This is a genomic window from Xanthocytophaga agilis (assembly GCF_030068605.1).
GTDB lineage: Bacteria > Bacteroidota > Bacteroidia > Cytophagales > 172606-1 > Xanthocytophaga > Xanthocytophaga agilis.
Map to the genome: position 1 here is coordinate 189129 of NZ_JASJOU010000005.1, position 17833 is coordinate 206961.

Annotated in this window: 18 protein-coding genes; 8 read left to right on the plus strand and 10 right to left on the minus strand. The window is 38.9% G+C overall.

The genetic code is table 11. The annotated features are described in order from the left end of the window. Positions 1–6 precede the first annotated feature (6 nt). The gene (rpoN, locus tag QNI22_RS16515) at positions 7–1464 is read right to left on the minus strand and encodes an RNA polymerase factor sigma-54 (protein WP_314512236.1); all 1458 of its coding nucleotides are present in this window, start codon (positions 1462–1464) and stop codon (positions 7–9) included. 379 nt (positions 1465–1843) lie between these two features. Between rpoN and QNI22_RS16520 the strand changes: the two genes are divergently transcribed. Together QNI22_RS16520 and QNI22_RS16525 are read left to right on the plus strand one after the other, a co-directional pair. Then, on the plus strand, positions 1844–2419 hold the full coding sequence (locus QNI22_RS16520; protein ID WP_314512237.1) for a tetratricopeptide repeat protein: 576 nt from the start codon (positions 1844–1846) through the stop codon (positions 2417–2419). Positions 2420–2507: 88 nt separating this feature from the next. After that, positions 2508–3851 (plus strand): M24 family metallopeptidase, encoded by a 1344-nt coding sequence (locus tag QNI22_RS16525; protein ID WP_314512239.1) that lies wholly within the window; start codon positions 2508–2510, stop codon positions 3849–3851. Positions 3852–4002: 151 nt separating this feature from the next. On the opposite strand, the gene QNI22_RS16530 is transcribed toward QNI22_RS16525, so the two are convergent. The 5 genes from QNI22_RS16530 to QNI22_RS16550 all read right to left on the minus strand — a co-directional run bounded on the left by QNI22_RS16530 (position 4003) and on the right by QNI22_RS16550 (position 8336). After that, a complete protein-coding gene (locus tag QNI22_RS16530; protein WP_314512240.1) occupies positions 4003–4542 on the minus strand; it encodes a carboxymuconolactone decarboxylase family protein in 540 nt (179 codons plus the stop codon). 18 nt (positions 4543–4560) lie between these two features. Beyond that, the gene (locus tag QNI22_RS16535) at positions 4561–5133 is read right to left on the minus strand and encodes a DUF417 family protein (RefSeq protein WP_314512242.1); all 573 of its coding nucleotides are present in this window, start codon (positions 5131–5133) and stop codon (positions 4561–4563) included. A 65-nt stretch (positions 5134–5198) separates the two neighbouring features. Beyond that, positions 5199–6056, minus strand: a complete 858-nt coding sequence (locus QNI22_RS16540) for a helix-turn-helix domain-containing protein (protein WP_314512244.1) — start codon at positions 6054–6056, stop codon at positions 5199–5201. Positions 6057–6246: 190 nt separating this feature from the next. Continuing rightward, positions 6247–7317 (minus strand): L-dopachrome tautomerase-related protein, encoded by a 1071-nt coding sequence (locus QNI22_RS16545; protein WP_314512246.1) that lies wholly within the window; start codon positions 7315–7317, stop codon positions 6247–6249. Between the two features lie 74 nt (positions 7318–7391). Beyond that, the gene (locus QNI22_RS16550) at positions 7392–8336 is read right to left on the minus strand and encodes an NADP-dependent oxidoreductase (RefSeq protein WP_314512248.1); all 945 of its coding nucleotides are present in this window, start codon (positions 8334–8336) and stop codon (positions 7392–7394) included. A gap of 155 nt (positions 8337–8491) precedes the next feature. Between QNI22_RS16550 and QNI22_RS16555 the strand changes: the two genes are divergently transcribed. The 3 genes from QNI22_RS16555 (at position 8492) to QNI22_RS16565 (ending at position 11410) form a co-directional block, all read left to right on the plus strand. Next, positions 8492–9343: an AraC family transcriptional regulator gene (locus QNI22_RS16555; RefSeq protein WP_314512251.1), complete on the plus strand. Its 852-nt coding sequence runs from the start codon at positions 8492–8494 to the stop codon at positions 9341–9343. Between the two features lie 105 nt (positions 9344–9448). Then, positions 9449–9943, plus strand: a complete 495-nt coding sequence (locus tag QNI22_RS16560) for a dihydrofolate reductase (protein ID WP_314512253.1) — start codon at positions 9449–9451, stop codon at positions 9941–9943. Positions 9944–10405: 462 nt separating this feature from the next. Continuing rightward, positions 10406–11410 (plus strand): hypothetical protein, encoded by a 1005-nt coding sequence (locus QNI22_RS16565; RefSeq protein ID WP_314512255.1) that lies wholly within the window; start codon positions 10406–10408, stop codon positions 11408–11410. A gap of 65 nt (positions 11411–11475) precedes the next feature. Here QNI22_RS16565 and QNI22_RS16570 read toward each other — a convergent pair whose 3' ends face one another. Beyond that, complete coding sequence (locus tag QNI22_RS16570) at positions 11476–12042, minus strand: Maf family protein (RefSeq protein WP_314512258.1); 567 nt, start codon at positions 12040–12042, stop codon at positions 11476–11478. A 154-nt stretch (positions 12043–12196) separates the two neighbouring features. On the opposite strand from QNI22_RS16570, the gene QNI22_RS16575 reads away from it, so the two are divergent. The 3 genes from QNI22_RS16575 to QNI22_RS16585 all read left to right on the plus strand — a co-directional run bounded on the left by QNI22_RS16575 (position 12197) and on the right by QNI22_RS16585 (position 15248). Beyond that, positions 12197–13408, plus strand: coding sequence for a hypothetical protein (locus QNI22_RS16575; protein WP_314512260.1), 1212 nt, complete (start codon positions 12197–12199; stop codon positions 13406–13408). Positions 13409–13534: 126 nt separating this feature from the next. After that, a complete protein-coding gene (locus QNI22_RS16580; RefSeq protein WP_314512760.1) occupies positions 13535–14071 on the plus strand; it encodes an RNA polymerase sigma factor in 537 nt (178 codons plus the stop codon). Continuing rightward, entirely contained in the window at positions 14064–15248 is a 1185-nt protein-coding gene (locus QNI22_RS16585) for a hypothetical protein (RefSeq protein WP_314512262.1), read from the plus strand. Before QNI22_RS16580 ends, QNI22_RS16585 begins: the two co-directional genes overlap by 8 nt. Before the next feature lie 57 nt (positions 15249–15305). On the opposite strand, the gene QNI22_RS16590 is transcribed toward QNI22_RS16585, so the two are convergent. Genes QNI22_RS16590 through QNI22_RS16600 form a run of 3 tightly spaced genes read right to left on the minus strand, consistent with a single transcriptional unit; the run spans position 15306 to position 17633 of the window. Then, positions 15306–15857 (minus strand): NADAR family protein, encoded by a 552-nt coding sequence (locus tag QNI22_RS16590; protein WP_314512264.1) that lies wholly within the window; start codon positions 15855–15857, stop codon positions 15306–15308. A 37-nt stretch (positions 15858–15894) separates the two neighbouring features. Beyond that, entirely contained in the window at positions 15895–16833 is a 939-nt protein-coding gene (locus QNI22_RS16595) for a C45 family autoproteolytic acyltransferase/hydrolase (protein WP_314512266.1), read from the minus strand. A 5-nt stretch (positions 16834–16838) separates the two neighbouring features. After that, positions 16839–17633: a M28 family metallopeptidase gene (locus tag QNI22_RS16600; RefSeq protein WP_314512267.1), complete on the minus strand. Its 795-nt coding sequence runs from the start codon at positions 17631–17633 to the stop codon at positions 16839–16841. Between the last annotated feature and the right edge of the window lie 200 nt (positions 17634–17833).

Here is a 17833-nt window from a genome sequence, read left to right on the forward strand (position 1 = left end):
GGTTTGTTACAGTTCTTTTCTCAAACGCGCAACTGGTAAATTTAGTTGCTCACGATACTTAGCCACCGTTCTCCGAGCAATGTTATATCCTTTATCATTAAGCATTTTTTCCAGTTTATCATCTGATAACGGATTGCGTTTGTCTTCATTATCAATAAATTCCTTCAAAATACTTTTTACTTCCCGACTACTCACATCCTCACCGGTTTCAGTAGCAATGCCTTCGGAAAAGAAATACTTTAATGGAAAGATCCCAAACTCTGTTTGCACAGCTTTGCTATTAGCCACCCTGGATACAGTTGAAATATCCATATCAATAGCCTGAGCAATATCTTTCAGGATCATAGGGCGTAGTTTACTTTCATCGCCTTCCAGAAAGAAATCATACTGAAACTGTACTATAGCATTCATAGTACGTAACAATGTCTGTTGCCGTTGCTTGATGGCGTCAATAAACCACTTGGCAGCATCCAGTTTCTGCTTTACAAACGACACCGTTTCGCGAATAGACTTATCTTTCTTATCGCTCTTGTCATATGTATCCAGCATGTCAGCATACGAACGGCTGATCCGTAGTTCCGGAGCGTTACGGGAATTCAGTGTCAGCTCCAGTCTGCCACTGTTATTGGTAAGCAGAAAATCTGGAATAAGGTATTGTGTACGTACATCACCGGAAGCAGAACCTCCTGGCTTTGGATTCAAACGGGTAATCAAACGAATAGCATCCTTGATATCTTCATCTGACACATCTAATCTCTTCTGAATCTTCTCGTAATGCTTTTTAGTAAACTCATCAAAGAAGTCATCAACAATACGAATTGCTAATGTAACAATTTTATTGTCATGCTCTTTTCGGTCGAGCTGCAACAACAAACATTCCTGTAATTCTCTTGCACCTATGCCCGGAGGATCAAAAGTTTGGATAATATGTAAAATCTTTTCTACTTCTTCATACTCAGTTTCAATATTCTGTGAAAAAGCAAGGTCATTGACAATTGCCTCCAGATCACGACGGATATATCCATCTTCATCAATGCTTCCAATAATCTGTCGGCCAATGATTTTCTCTTTTTCTGTCAGCTTTTCAAAATCCAGCTGAGCGAGTAACGAATCGGTCAGTGTGGATATAGTTGCAATGGGCAAAGTACGTTCTTCGTCATCTCCGCCAGTATCACCTTGTGTTTTATAGCTAGCTTCATCCTCATTTCGCAGATAGTCATCCACATTCAGATCATCATTCATCCCATCATCAAAACTATCTTCCGGGTCATCATAACTTTCATCTTCCGATCCATAATCATCAAATACCTCTTCCCTACCCTCTTCCAGTATGGGATTATTCTCCAGTTCTTCTTCAATACGCGCTTCCAGCTCAGCTGTCGGAATCTGCAGCAGTTTAATAAACTGAATCTGCTGAGGGGACAGTTTTTGCTGTAACGACTGTGTTAAACCTAGTTTTTGCATAGTGTACTTTTGTTTTGCATCTATTTATTCAATATCTAACTATCTGGTGAGCATCTATCATCAATTCTTTTGGCAATACTAACCAAAGAAAGTAAAAAAATCTGATATCAGTCTGTACCTACTCTGGATTGTTTCGGCCTTGGGTGTATGGCTCTGAGGAACATATCTACACCTTATACCTAAATGTATATGTAGCTTGTATAGACTACTCTGCATTATTGGTTATAAACACAGAATAGAATCTGTCATCTGGCAAATTTAGGATAAAAAATAGAAAAATGAATTCAGATTTTTTCGCAATTATGAAACAATACTTTAGATCTAAAGTATTATTTTCGTAGTTTCACAATACAAAATAGCGTAATAGGCTGATGTGCAAATGGAAGCAATATGTCTTTTAATATTTGTAGGAGGCTCTGCCCTTTATATCCGTTATCTTCTATGGCGCGGGGCAGGTATCACGCAATCAGATAAGGATCGCATTCGCCTTCAGGAAGGCGTTCAACTACTTGAAAAAAAACTTTACAAGGAGGCCTTTTCCTATTTTGATACTATTCTGCAAAAAGAACCTCGTTGTGCACTAGCCCTTGCCTCCCGTGCCAGATGTTATCTGATGCAGGGTGACTGGCTGCATGCTATCACGGACTGTAACCGAGCAGCTTCACTGGACCATTGTCTTGATTCGATTTATCTCGATAAGGGTATTGCACTGGTGCACTTAGGCGAAATGAAGGATGCTTTTGTCCAGTTTGATAAGGCGGTCTGGTATTTTAATGTCAATGCTACACCCAGTGCAGATGCTTACCGATGGAGAGGTATAACCCGTCTGAAACTGGGAGACTATACAAAAGCTGAACAAGATTTTCGTAAGGCCATGAATCTTGGAGATGAAAACGCAGCCTACTTCCTTTCTATGCGGGGTGACAGCATGGATACGATAGAAATAGATAATTAGCGAATAATTACCCCTATCCTATTTCCTGAAACGTGTCAGCTTTATCTGACACGTTTTTTTACTTTTCATTCCTAACTCAAAACCATATATGAAGAAAATTTACCTGACCTTCTTAACCCTATTCTTTTTACATACTGTATATGCACAATCTTCCATGCCAGTCATTCTGACTCTCCGAGAACGGGCAGCAGTGGAAGACCGTATTTTACAGGAACGCATCGAAAATCTGCTACCAGGGCTCATGCGTCGTGAAGGTATAGATATGTGGCTGATCATCGGAAGGGAATACAATGAAGATCCGGTATTGCGTACAATGTTACCTTCTACCTGGTTATCGGCCCGTCGGCATACTATGCTTGTCGTGTTTGACAAAGGTGGCAATGAGGGTATAGAATGTCTGGCGGTGGCAAGATATAATGTAGGTACTACCTTCAAAAGTGCCTGGAACCCTGAAAAGGAACCTGACCAATGGAAGCGGCTTACCCAGCTTATTGAAGAAAGGAAACCCAAAAAGATTGCTATTAACCAATCCTCTGTATTTGGACATACAGATGGAATTACCCATACAGAGTACACAGACCTGTTACAGAAACTTTCATCAGCCTATCAATCCACTATGGTGTCTGCAGAACGCCTAGCTGTAGACTGGCTGCAAATTCGCACCAACACTGAGCTGGCAATTTATGAGCAGATCTGCAGAATGGGCCATTTAATCATTGCGGAAGGACTATCCGAAAAAGTAATTCATCCCGGCATTACTACTACAGAAGATGTGGTGTGGTGGTATCGTGAACGTATCAAGGAGCTGAAACTGGATACATGGTTTCATCCCACTGTAGATGTGCAACGACCTGATGAAAATAACAAGGAAGCCAATCGATCCTTTGCTCAGCGACCTACAGCTGATATTATCCAGCCTGGTGATGTGGTTCATATTGACTTTGGAATTAGTTATCTGCGCCTCAATACGGATGTCCAGGAACTTGCCTATGTACTGAAACCGGGAGAGAAAGACGCACCAGTCTATCTGAAGAAAGCACTTGCCACAGGAAATCGTCTTCAGGATATTCTGACCAGCAATTACAAAGAAGGTAAAACAGGTAATCAAGTTCTGGCAGAAACCATTGCTCAGGCAAAAAAAGAAGGGATTGTCCCTCAGATTTACTCTCACCCGATAGGCTATCATGGTCATGCAGCCGGACCAGCCATTGGTATGTGGGATATGCAGAATGGAGTGCCTGGTTCAGGTGAGTATACATTAAAGTACAATACCCTATATGCCATTGAATTAAATGCCAAGGTAAAACTACCCGAATGGAATAATAAAGAACTTCGGGTAATGCTTGAACAGAATGCTGTATTCCTGCCGTCCGGAGTACAATATACAGATGGTAGGCAAAAAGACTATTGGCTAATTCCAAGGCAAAAATAAGGTCACATCTAAGATATGTAGTCACGAGAGCCTGCCTCATAGTTTTTATGGGAAAAAGGTACTGATTCGGACATCCATTTGAATCAGTACCTTTTTTAAGCCCCTCAAGATTAAAAATAGGATACGATAAACCTTCTAACCAGCCATCGAATTACGATAATGCAGGAACAGCCGGAAAATCAACTGGAATGTCTGTCAGGGCATACACATAGTTTGTGAATGTTCTTACTGTGATTAGTCCGATTAGCTCTATCAAAGCTGCTTCGTTGTACCCTGCATCAAAAAAAGCTTCTTTTAAAACAGGCTTAGCAGCGCCTTTATTCTCAACGATGGATTTGGCAAGTTGTAACACTACTTGTAGTTTGGTATTTACAGAAAGGCCTTTTCTTATCTGCATAATTTCTTCGGAGGAAAAACCTTTAAGGCCAGCCAGCATACTATGGGCAGCCAGACAGTAGCTACAGTTATTAACCTGCGATACAACCAGATTAACCGCTTCTCTTTCTTTTGGAGTAAATGCTCCATGACTGAATGCATCTTCAAAGTCGAGTATACCTTTGAGAGCATTATCTGAATAACCTATGGTTGCATATAGATTGGGCACCCGTCCCATCTTCTTATTTAATTTGTCAAATATTTCCTGTGTCTGAGCACTTACCTGTTCTCTTACAGGTACATCAATGGTTTTCATATGAATATGGTTTATTGATTAATGTTTAGTAGTAGTTTTGGTAAGGTATAGCTGAGCAGATTGACTCATAGTAATCAAAGAACCTCCCAAAATCACAATGTCCTTTATAACAAGCCTGCCTCTGGCAGAGAGAAAGGGAAATCCATGATCACTGTCTCCAAGAGATGGTACCCAGGTTTCCGGCGTGGTAAGTAAAAATGATAGTGTACCCATTGTCATAAGAAAGACCAAAACGCTGCCTGTCACACTCCATAAAGGAGCCACTCTGTGAAGTGCTACCAGAATACCCAACGCGATAAGAAATACTCCCAGGCCTTTGGAAAACCCGTATGTATTGTTTCGTTCATGCCAGGCGTGATTGGCAGCAACGAATTCACCTTCCTTGTTTATGTGGGGTTTATATTCAGAAGGCGTGTTGTAAAAAAATGCCATGAAAGGGCTATTTGCCACAAAAGGGACAATCCCATCCGCTTCGTATGTAAAAAATTTCAGGACGCCTATCCATAAAAATACAAGTACTATCCCAAAACGAACTGTGCTTTTAGCCACCCCCTCTACATTGGCAATGGCTGTGATGACTGAGTGTTTCATATCTGAATTTGTTTGATACAAAACTACATCACACAACCACCCCATGACATGGACAAAAAAGGATATTACCTGTGCAAATCTGCCACTATAGATATACCCGTTTTGTCTCTGAAACTTTGAGGAGACTCGTTTGTATATTTCTTAAAGACCCGGCTAAAATAAAACTCATCCTCAAAATTAAGAGTATAGGCTATTTCTTTGATGCTTTTGCGGGTAAGATGCAACTGTTTCTTAGCTTCCAGAATGAGTCGTTCAATGATGAGTTGAGAAGGTGTTTTTCTGAAATATTTTGTACACCGTTTGGTAAGTGTATTAGGTGGCATTGAAAGCAATGTGGCATAATCATTAGGCTTTCTGAGTGTAAGAAAGTTTTCCTCAAGCATCTGTTTAAAAAACTCCATTTGTTCATCTCTGATAGTATGAACGCTACCATCTACCAGTTCACGCCTTTTTACTTGGCTTGATTTAGCCAGAAATAATTGCAGGTAGGACTTTAGAACAATATCTGATGGAACCGATACACAAAGCTCCTGTTCTATCTGATCAATTAGTATATTGAAACTACTATGATCAGCAGCAGTAAGCTTAATGAATGGGGATATGTAGATATTATTGAAAAGCAAGCCATTACATGCGACCTCTTCACGATGGTATTCAATACAATAGAAATCCCCATGAAACTGAAGTAATGTGTACTGAACCTTGCTTTTTTCTTGTATATAGATCATTTGCAAAGGTGTAGCAAACAACAGAACAGGGCCTTGAAAAGGGAATGATCCAAAGTCAGAATAAAAGGTACCCTCTCCCTCACTTACAAAAATTACTGCATACTCAGTAAATTGAATAGGTTTCGCTAAAATATTCTCCTGTACCCTGTTAATACCCAATAAACTTGTCCCTGTACTTGTAAGTAATCCGATCATAAAATAGAATGGCAGTCTGGAGCTAATAAATGGCGAAACTCCAACAAATTTTCTTTACGCGCAATCTACTATGCATTTTATAAAAAGTTGCCTGGTTTCTACTAGAAAATATAACCAGCAGAAATCAGGCAACCTATACAAAAAGTACTGTTATGGATTAAACAATAATGTACCCTTTACTTTTTCAATCTTATTTAAAGTTATATCTGAACCGATAGATAAAATAAGGAGGAGTGCCTTCATCTTTGCCTCCTGTGAAGGCTGGAGTAGTATTCAACTGGTTCACTGCAATATAAATATATCCGTCAGGTGCCAGGTAAGCATTATCCGGCCACTTTAACCTGGCATCCATAATGATATTAGTAAGATTTCCCTTGATATCCAGTTTACTGATCGCATGTTGTGTCAGATTGGTAAAGTAGTGATTGCCATTCTGGTCAGTTGTAGCTCCATCACTTATTGGCTTCTCTCCTACTTTTGTAATACTGGTTGCAATGGTAGAATCATCCGCTTCTCTGCGAAACAGGGATGCATCCAGCTTATACCATGTTCTTCCGTTCATTGCCCCAAAAAACAACGTATTTGCATCTGAACTTAGCGAAATCGGATCTATGGCAACTCTGGCAGGCTTTCCCCCGAAATAGATAAGCTTCCCGTCAATTACCATATCTATATCTTCTGCATTCAATTCGGATACATTACCAAAGCGACGTGCTTTTTCCGTTTTCAGATTCAGAGCAATAATACCGGGGCTGCTAATATCTGCCATATAGGCCCAGTCGTTCTCAGCATCTATTGCCAAATCCTGTATAAAGCTACCTTTAGGAGCAATGCTTTCAGGCAATGTTATCTTTCTGAGCACTTTATTCGTTTGTATATCAAAACACCACAAACGTGTCTTACCTAGTTCCTGCCCCATGTCAATTACCCACAGCCTATCTTTCTTATCAAATAATAACCCTAAAGGGGAATCAATGACATCATCGCTGGCAGGCCCTTCATTTTTCTGATAAGAAGCACTTGGATAAGGGATATAACTGTTTTTTCCTTTAATTTCAATCATCTGAATGTTTCTGTTTCCCAGGGAATGGATCGTAGCAAAAACTCTTCCTGTCTTTGAAACAGCTACATTTCCCGGTCTGATGGGTAGTTCAGCTACTGTTTCTATAACTGGAGAATGTGCCACTTGCTTTTCAGCTTTTTTCTGTGCGTAGACCTCCCCGTTCAGTAAAAAAATGACTAACGCTACTAACTTTTTCATACTCACTCTTATTTCTTGTTTTTTAAAGTAATTACCTTTCCCATACAGCCAATTCTGGTGAACAGGCATACTAATTAGTTTACTCGTATTACCAGTTTACCTCGCGTTCCACCCGTTTCCTGTTGTAGATGGGCATCTTTCATTTCAGAAAAGGCATATACCTTCGATATATACGGATGAATAATACCTTCTTCTAAAAGCTTGGCAATCTGCTGCATATCTTCTCCATTGGACTGTACTAAAAAGAAGAATCCATTGATACCTTTGCTTTTGGCTTTTTCTGCAACCTGTTCATTCAATCCGGAAGGAATGCTGATCAATGTGCCCCCATGTTTTATTACCTGTAGCGAACGGTCTATATTCTCCCCTCCAATAGCATCCAGTACCAGATCCTGGTCTGAAATCACGTCTTCAAACTTTTGAGATCGATAATCAATGTGTGTGTCTGCGCCTAGATTTAAGACAAAAGCTTTGTTGGCAGCAGATGCGGTTCCGGTTACATGTGCGCCCAGGTAACGGGCAACCTGTACAGCAAAGTGTCCGACACCTCCGGCAGCAGCATGAATCAGTACTTTTTGCCCCGGTTGTATGGTAGTTTGTTTGGTAAACGCCTGCCATGCAGTTAGAGCAGCCAATGTAGAAGCAGCAGCCTGTTCAAAAGAAATATTTTGGGGCTTTAGTGCCAGATGAGATTCAGGAGCAGCTACGTACTCGGCATAGGCCTGTCCATGTCCGGGAAAATTCACCATACCAAAAACCGCATCACCTTCTTTGAATTTAGTGACCTGATTTCCTGTTTTCACTACAACGCCTGATATATCCCAGCCAATAATCAATGGTGATATAGTCTTTAGTCGACCATATACGCCTTTGCCCGCACGGGTTTTCACATCAACGGGATTGATGCTGATAGCTTTGACCTGAATCAATACTTCATGATCTGTAATTTGGGGAATAGCCACCTCAGTATAGGTTAAGGTATCGACACCTCCTGACTCTGTTAAAATAATTGCTTTCATGTATTTATCTGTTTTTGTTTCGTAATTGCAATGCAAATTTCTACCAATACCAACCAAATACACGGTATTTATTTTCTCTTTTTTGGTATATTTGTACTACTTGTTGCCCTTTGCAGAAAGGCATAGTGAACTTGAACACATAATTTGATAGTGTAATGCAGAAAGAGAGTATTTACCAACCGTTTGAAATAGTCTACCAAACCCTGGACGAATGTCCCAAACTGGAGCACAAACACACATTTTTTGAACTTGTCTATATTTTATCAGGTACTGGCAAGCAGTGTATCAATGAACACAAGTTCCAGTATCATGAGAACCATATGTTTCTCCTTACTCCCAATGACTGCCACAAGTTTGACATAGGATCCCAGACAACGTTTTTCTTTTTACGCTTCAATGACATTTATCTTCAGAAAAACGGACTGGCTCCTCAGTATGTAGAGCAACTGGAATATATTCTCCACAATGCCAGCCATGAACCTGGCTGTGTACTAAAAAATCAGAGTGATAAAACACTGGTTCGCCCGATAGTAGAGGCCATTATACGGGAGCAAGTTAATCAGGACATAAATAACAAAGAGCTAATTACCCAGCTGGTGAATACACTTATTATAGTAGTAGCCCGAAACATTGCCAAATATTTACCAGAAAAGGTAAATGAATACTCAGACGAAAAAATCATAGATATACTGCAGTATATTCAGCAGCACATCTATGAGCCGGATAAAATCCGGGCAAAATCAATCAGTGATCATTTTGGCATCTCTGAAACCTATCTGGGACGCTATTTTAAAAAGCATACCGAAGAAACCCTGCAACAATATATTACCAATTACCGGGTACGGTTAATAGAAAACCGATTAAAACACAGTGATCTGCGTGTCAATGAAATTGCTCATTCACTGGGATTTACAGACGAAAGCCACCTCAATAAATTTTTCAGAAAAAATAAAGGGCAAAGCCCATTATCTTATCGTAAACAGGTAAGAGTGGCCTCCCTTCCTTAACGATATATCATTACTATCTCTGTGAAGATGATACTTTCTTTGGAAAATTAGGAATCCACACCAAAATATCCTGACCTTTGTAGACAAACCACATCCATTCATTGTATGCAAATCAGCATTATAGCCGCTTTTACAGAAAACAGAGTTTTGGGAAAAGATAACCAGCTTATCTGGCATTTACCTGAAGACCTGAAGAATTTTAAACGGCTCACAAGTGGTCATCCTATCATTATGGGTCGTAAAACCTTTGAATCGTTAGGCCGTCCACTTCCCAATCGTACGAACATTATCATTACCCGCAATCCGGATTACCAGGCTACAGGAGGTCTAATTGTCTCTTCACTGGAAGAAGCGATCCAAAAGGCTACAGCTGTTGACAGAGAAGAAATCTTTATTATTGGTGGAGGTGAAATCTATACTCAGGCTCTACCGCTGGCAGATACAATGTACCTGACCCATGTTCATACGATACTGGAGGGAGACACCTTTTTCCCTGTATTCTCATCTCAGGAATGGAATATTGCCCATAACTTATCTTTTAAGAAAGATGAGAAGCATATATATGATTTTGATATTGTGACATGGAAGCGGTTATCTTAAAGAGCTTATAAAGATAATGCATGAACAAATAAAAAAGGATCGGCTAAAGCCGATCCTTTTTTCAATAAAGGTTCCCTTATATTTATTGTCCTTTTCCCGGACATTGTTCTTCTCTACTTCTAAGAATGAAATTCTTCATTATGGATTATTTACCAAAATGTATAATCATATTTTGCATGGTCAACTCATTTATCTTGCCCCCTTTATTTAGTAGTTAATGGCATGCGTAGACATAACCTCATAAACAATATACAAACTGTAGAAAAACTTACACTTATCCCCCGTTACTTCATTCTATCGAAGTGGCATTATTCTATTTAATGAAAGACTAAGATTTGTAATAACTACTAATTCATTACAAGTCTGTAGCCAACTATTCATTTTTCATAATTGTAACTCTATTTTTGCACCTCTCGTAAAAGAGAATGAGAAGTATTTTTTTCATCAAATTTAAACAGTGATATGAAACTTTTAAACTATTCATTTGCAACAGCTATGCGACTTCCATTACGCTTATTAGCGTATGTTTTGCCTGTAATGGTCCTATTATCATCTTGTGATTCTACAGATGGAGATCCTTTGGATCAGACAGAACCATTTGAAAACAATGGTACTGTTAATATCGAATTAGTTCCTAACAAGAACAATTACAGTGTTGCTCCTGGACAGAAGGTAATCTTATCTTTGAAGATTACGAAAGCAACAGGTGGCAACCGTCCTCAGAAACTTCGTTTGTATGAAACATCTACTGTTGGTACAAAAGAAAATGAAGCTTTTGAAAAAATTGATCTGAAAAATACAGATGAACAAACAAAAACAATTGAATACACAGCTCCAAACACTAACGGAACTACGTATCTGTATTTCGAGGTAGACGAAAGCGGTGATAAATACAAAACGACCTATGTAACTATTACTGTAGGGGGAACAGAAGCATATGCACAATGGGATAACATTACTTTAGGAGCGCAAGCTGATGCTACTGCATCACGTTTTGCATCTGCTTCAGGTGTTATTTATACTTCTTGTGACTTGGCTAATGGAACAAGTGCAGATGGAACAACTGCAGAAGGAAACTTAAAGTATGTTGATATTGTATATCGTATTCTTCCTAAGGCTGCTCCTATTACTCCTACTCTGATGTCAAATCCAGAAGCAACTTCAGATACCTACCAATTTAGCACGGAAGCAACCTGTGATGGTACAACCTTCTCAACAAAAGGTGGACGTGATAGCTATTTTGCAGCAGCTCCTGTTGGTACCGATTTTGCGTCTGCTGATGCAACTGTATTAAATGGATTATCAGTATCTACCAGTTCTGCAAAAAGCATTAGTGTTATTAAAGGTGGTACATATGCATTCTTAAACTCTGATGGACAAAAAGGTCTGATCTATGTTAATGATATTCCTTCTGTTCCTAATAACGGAACAGGAACTATCACTATTAGTGTAAAAGTACTACGTTAATAAAGATAGAATATAAATCTTTCTCAAAGCCCTTCCTTATCAAAGCAGGAAGGGCTTTTCTTTTGTTACCACTCTCGTAACACCTCATATACCTTATGAATGGGTAATCCCATTACATTAAAATAGGAACCTATGATTTTCTCTACTCCAACCATCCCCATCCACTCCTGTGCACCATACGCACCTGCTTTGTCAAAGGGCTGATATTTTTCAATATAATACTCGATTTCCTGATCTGTCAGAGCTTTGAAATATACCTCCGTTCGATCTGAAAATACAATTTTCTTCTGAGACGATACAATACAAACCCCTGTAATTACCTCGTGCATCTTTCCGGAAAGCAGATTCAGCATAACTTTGGCTTCTTCCTTATCCGCTGGCTTATTTAGAATCTGACCTTGAACAATAACTACTGTATCCGCAGATACAACAACCTCATCCTGAACCTCGTTGGCAAAAGCAGTCGCTTTTTTTTCAGCAAGAAATACAGGCACATCCTGTAAAGGCATATCCGTAGGAAAATCTTCAGCCACATTTTTAGACTGTACACTGAATGTAAATCCGGCATCACGCATCAGTTGTTGTCGGCGGGGCGAATTAGACGCTAGTATAATAGGAGGTAACGAAAGCATATATGGTTAATTCAGGTTATATAATGACTCTTTATCTGCCTGCAAAACTACATTTTTCATAATATTCTAAAATTTTTCATTTTCCTGCCAGCGTTTCTTCTGCATACTGCGTCTGGGGCTATATGTTTCACTAGCTATTCCGATTATGAAAACTATGTATTTCTTTATCAAGCACATACTGCTCCTATTTGTTCTCAGTACTTTTTTTGGTCTTGTCAGTGGTTGTAAAGATGAAAATATTTCTGCCCGTACTACCTCTGAAACGATCTTTACATTAGAGGTAAAGACTATTTCAGACCCACTAAATAAAAAATATGTGGTAGTGGGAGATGAAAACGGAACTGTACTTTCCTATAAAGAACTGCAGGCAAATACAACGCTTACATTTGATAAGCCAGAGAATTATACTGGTAATGAGTTAACTATTACCTATATATACTGGAATGCCACCTATAATTCTTATAATCTGATAACAACCAAACATGTGCAGACAGGTAGTGAGTGGACATGGGATAATGGCGTCCCTGCAGCTCCACCTACTTATAGTGCTTCCTTTCATGTAACTAATATACCACCGAATGTTTTTCGATTGGTCTCAAACAGTAGTGGTAATGGAGGTTTACAACCAGGGGTGTCTTATCCTCTAACTCTTTACCAGACTTCTGAAAATATAAGGATGCGGTTGGAATTTACAGACAATCAACCCAATAAATACTATTTATTACAAAACGTCCAGGCCAATAAAACCTACACAGTAGATCTATCTGCGTTTGAAACAGGTATTTCAAAAACACTTACTGTAAAAGAATCCGGTTTCGGACTGTCACTGGTTTCTATGGGCATTATACACCAGAATAAATCTGAAGGTGTATTTGAAGATGGAATTCTAAGACACCCACATCTAGAACAACCAATTTCCTCTTTTCATGTAACCTATCCCAATGTGTCAGTAGATAATTTCTGGATGTATACCGCGTTAGATAAGGATTTGTCACAAAGCACACTCTATGAGAAAGAGCAATTGCAGGTATTTCTTACCAATAGTTCCATCCCTGATGTTGTCCCTACATTGGATGCAGACTTTGAGGTTCAAAATACATCTGCTCAAAACTTTCAAATGACAACAACAGGAGAGTATGATTCATATACGATAGGCTGGAGTAAAGTCGTTGCCAATCCTACTCCTAGTAATCCAACCCTATCCTGGGCTATCATCGGAAATTCTCAAGCTGTTGTTACAACACAACTACCATCTGTCCCACAAGAACTTATACAAACAGCCTCTCTTGATTTAAAGTGCAGATATATACAGTTAAATAAGGGAAGTGGTGATAATACATCATCCCGAACAAGAATGTTAAAATAAAATATAAATAGCTGATCATTTGATTGTTATATTCATAGTTACTGAATACAGAACAACCTATCGATCAGCTTTTCTTACTAAACAATTTACTCTACTAAATCGTCTATTCAGCCAGACTTACAACATATCGTTACACAATGTGTAAAAGGCAATGAAAATGCCATGAAACAGTTCTACCAGCACTTTCATGGCTATGCCTTATCTATTTGTATTGCCTATACAGACAACCAGGATGATGCTGTAGAGATTATGAATGATGGATTTTTGAAAGCATTTCAAAGTTTAAGCAAACAACAGAATATCAATACTCTAAAAAGCTGGCTTCGAAGAATTATAGTGAATACAGCCATTGATCATTACAGGCGTAATCAGCATCTAAGGAATAATAAGTCACTGGAGAAAGCCAGAATATATCCAACAAAAGAATACGGAGAGGAATATGTGTATGCACAACTTTCGGCAGAGGAGATCTTGAAACAGGTTCAACAATTACCTGCCCCCTATCGGATGGTATTTAGTCTGTATGTACTGGAGGGATATTCACATCGCGAAATAGCCGAAAAACTAGGAATTGCAGAAAGTACGTCCAGATCACATCTAAGTGAAGCCAACAATCGATTACGGGAATTATTAACCTTACAAGCGAAGAAAAATCATGTCTAATCAGGAAGAGCAGCATCTACATGATCTGGTAAGAGAGGCAATGGTACAAATCCAACCATCTTATGAAGAACTACATTGGGAGAAAATGCAGGGTAAACTTCATAAGATACCTCAACACCCAAACTGGCTCTGGATAGGAAGTGTTACATGTGTGGTGGTATTACTCGCTAGTTGGTTCATTTGGAAGAAAAACACTGTAGAGACTTCTCTTACTAAAACTTCAGCGATTTCAATTACTCCCAAGTCTCAGACAAAAAAATCCAAACCATTACCATCTGTTGTGCCAAGACTAGCAGATACTATCAGTAAAGCTATTGCTTTGCAGCCAATACAACACTCTTCGGATAAAGTAGATTATCCTGATTTCAAAACAGAGTCGCCAACATGGTATGCGGTAGAATCTCTTATTACAAAAAAAATCTTCCTGAATCCTATTGTATTCCCGGAAATCAGTCTCAATCAGCTAATTGAAGAGGATATACGCAAAAGGATAGAACAGAGAATTTTGACTTCAGATTCTATAATAACTAAAGTATGGGAGAGAAATAAAAGTAACTGGCGCACAGTGGCTGTTGTGGGTGATTTCACGTCCAGTATGTATCCATATGCAACAGAACTCTTTACCTGGCTAGATAAAAACCGAAGAAATAAATCCATTCTGGGAGCTGTATTCTTTACGGATTGTGATAGTCTTGGACATGAAACAATCCCTGACCAGACCTCTGGAAAGATGTTCACTATTCGCAATTGGGAAAAAGCCAATGTGCTATCGACCTTCATAGATGCATCACGCAATACACAGCAAAATATCAGACTCGCCGAGAACAATCTTGAAGCTATTCTGTATGCACAAAACACTTTTCCTTCTGTGCAATCTTTTGTGCTTATTGCAGATAATGGCAGTCCGATCAAAGACATGGATCTGCTCTCTCAGATAAAGAGACCCGTACACATTATAGTATGTGGATCTACCTACGAAGAAAATACAGGCATTCAGCCGGACCTGATTCAATTGGCTGTGACAACCAAAGGATCTTTACATACCGCCGCTACTGATCTCACCAATCTGACGACTATAAAAACAGGAACACGTATAGAAGTTGGAGGTAAAAGCTATAAATACAAAAAAGGACATTTTGTATTGCGTAAATTCCATCAATTCTGGAAACAAAAATAAAAATGTTCTGTCATTCTGATAATACAGATGACAGAACGTTTTCTTAAACATATAAACTTATTCTTTACCTAGCACATCCCTTGCTTCCATCAGGGCAAATCCTAACAGGTTTTCACCCTTCCATTTACGAGGATTCTCAATATCCGGATTGTCTTTAGCCATCCCGATTCCCCATATCCTATCGACAGGACTAGCTTCAACCAATATACGATCACCTGTATTCAGAAGATATTCTTTTAAATCCGGATGTTGAGAAAACTTATAGATATTTCCCTCTTTTACATATGCATACTTGTTCTCATCCCATATAACAGGATCAAAGTTGCGAACCTCTCGTCCCAGCTTTTTGGCTTCAGCGGGAGTATTTGCTATCAGGATCTTTTTCAGCGTTTCTTTGTCATTAAACAAACGAGCTTTTTGAGCCATCATCCAATGTTCAGCAGTTTGATATATAATAGTGTCTACCTCAAAGGCCGACAACCACCATTGGCTAAAACAGGTTTCTTTTAAAGAGCCATCTTTACTGGGTTGATGTCCCCAGAAGAAGACATACTTTAACCGTTCATTATTTTCATATTTTTCAATCAGCCAGTCTAAGTGATAATTCATAGTTGTTTGTGCTTAGTGGTAAAATGTTTTTAATACCTTATTGTATAGTAATTGAAGAACTTTCCAAATCAAATACCATCTGTTGCACGGTAATTCCCATCTTTACATGCATATCACTCAAAATCTCCAGACAAGCCGCTGCGGTATCAGGAGTTTTAATTGATAATAATTCATTTGTCCGGTCAAATCTACCACAGGAGGATTGCTGTAATATATCACCTGTTTTCACACCATTGGCAAACTCACGATAATTATTGGTAACAATCAGATGACCATTTTGAGGATAACGCAACGCATATTTTCTGGGCGTCCGTTCGATAACAGCCATTTCGTCAGCTTGTGTACCTACCAACATCAATAAACAGTCAGATGCGATCTCTGTTTTACTCAACATATCTTTCGCTTCTTCAAATGAATTAGCATTCTCTAGCACATCTCTAATGAGCAATGTAACAGGAGGAGCCAGATTAGGACTTTCTGTACTGGAAACAGCATTTAACGTAATTGAAAACTTGCCGGGTTTGAAGCCTGAAAGCACACCCACAAAACCAATCCAGCTCACAGCAGAATAAAGTGTCTCTCCATTGCGTGTAAAATGAAAAATTTTTGTGTGTTTCTTCAATGCATCATTTTCTGTCCACCAGTCCAGGTTTCGGGCATGCAGGTTACTTCTTCCATTAGTTACAGCAAAAGCAGTACATCCAAAGACGAATTTTAATGCATCATAATACAGATTAGTAAGTAAGATTTCATTTTCCGAAAACTGCGAAAAGGCTGCTATGCTTTGAACTTCCTGCAAATATTCTTTTTTTACAAAGGCTGATTTATAATAGTCAATAGCATCTTGAAAAAAACTCACATCTCCCAGATCTTTCAGATAGTAGCTAATCAATACATCAACCTCGCTCTGATAATTCTGTAAAAAATCCCACCGGGACTGAGGTGGCAAGTCCAAATTTATTATCAATTGTTCCATACTACTTATTTATCGAGTGCGAGCAATGTTTGCCAGATTACATTTGAGGTCATTTGTAAGCTTTCTTCAGAAAGGTGTTCGCTAAGATCAGAAGGTTGATGGTAGTGCTTAAATAAGGGGGCTTGTGTTATAATTTCCCAGAGAGTAGCTTGGTCTACATCAAATTCCTGAGCTTTATAGTAATGCCATGCTACTTCAATATCTTTCTCAGAAATACAGGTTATGGAGAATGCATCAGCCAGACCCGCTTTCTGAAAACTCATATGATCAGCTTGGTTGGTAACTATACGATCAAAGCGGCGGGTAAAAATATTGTGAGCATTGGCTGTAGTTTCCAACGTTTTGAGAACTCGCCCTTTGCTTTTTTCTGTCAATGACCATAATGCCAGACGATCACCTTGCCCCACCATTTCCAGGTTAATTAACCCTGTCATCCCATGGATTCCCAGTTGCTTTACATAAGCTGTAGAACCTTTCAGATTTCGTTCTTCTTCATCAAAGAAAAAGAATCCAATCCCTAAAGACTTTAATGGTTTAATTTGGTTCCGTCGGATTAGATCAAGGCATACAGCTATCGCAGAAGCATTATCATTAGCCCCAGGCGAATTTTTCACTACATCAAAATGTGAACTTATCCCTATCCATTGGGGTCGCCCGGAAGGCAACAAGATATTTCTTCCGGTAGCATAGGGATGTATTTCATAAGGTATTCCCCAGCGAATAAGGGTTTGTTCAATGAATTCACTCCGTTGGTGATCACTTTTTCCTTCTAACTTCTTTATAATTTCCAGCAGTTGCATGTACAGCTATTCTTTTTCCGCAATTTATAAAGAGTAGGCAGTATGCTACATAATTTTTTTTAATTCTAAGGGAACATCTTTATAGAGATAAAAAATATCCCACTCAGGAGGTATTTTCTCCAAAGTGGGATGTTCGCATAATAATCATAATTTCAGATAATGGAACAAAAATTACTGTCTGTCATTCTGAACTATATATC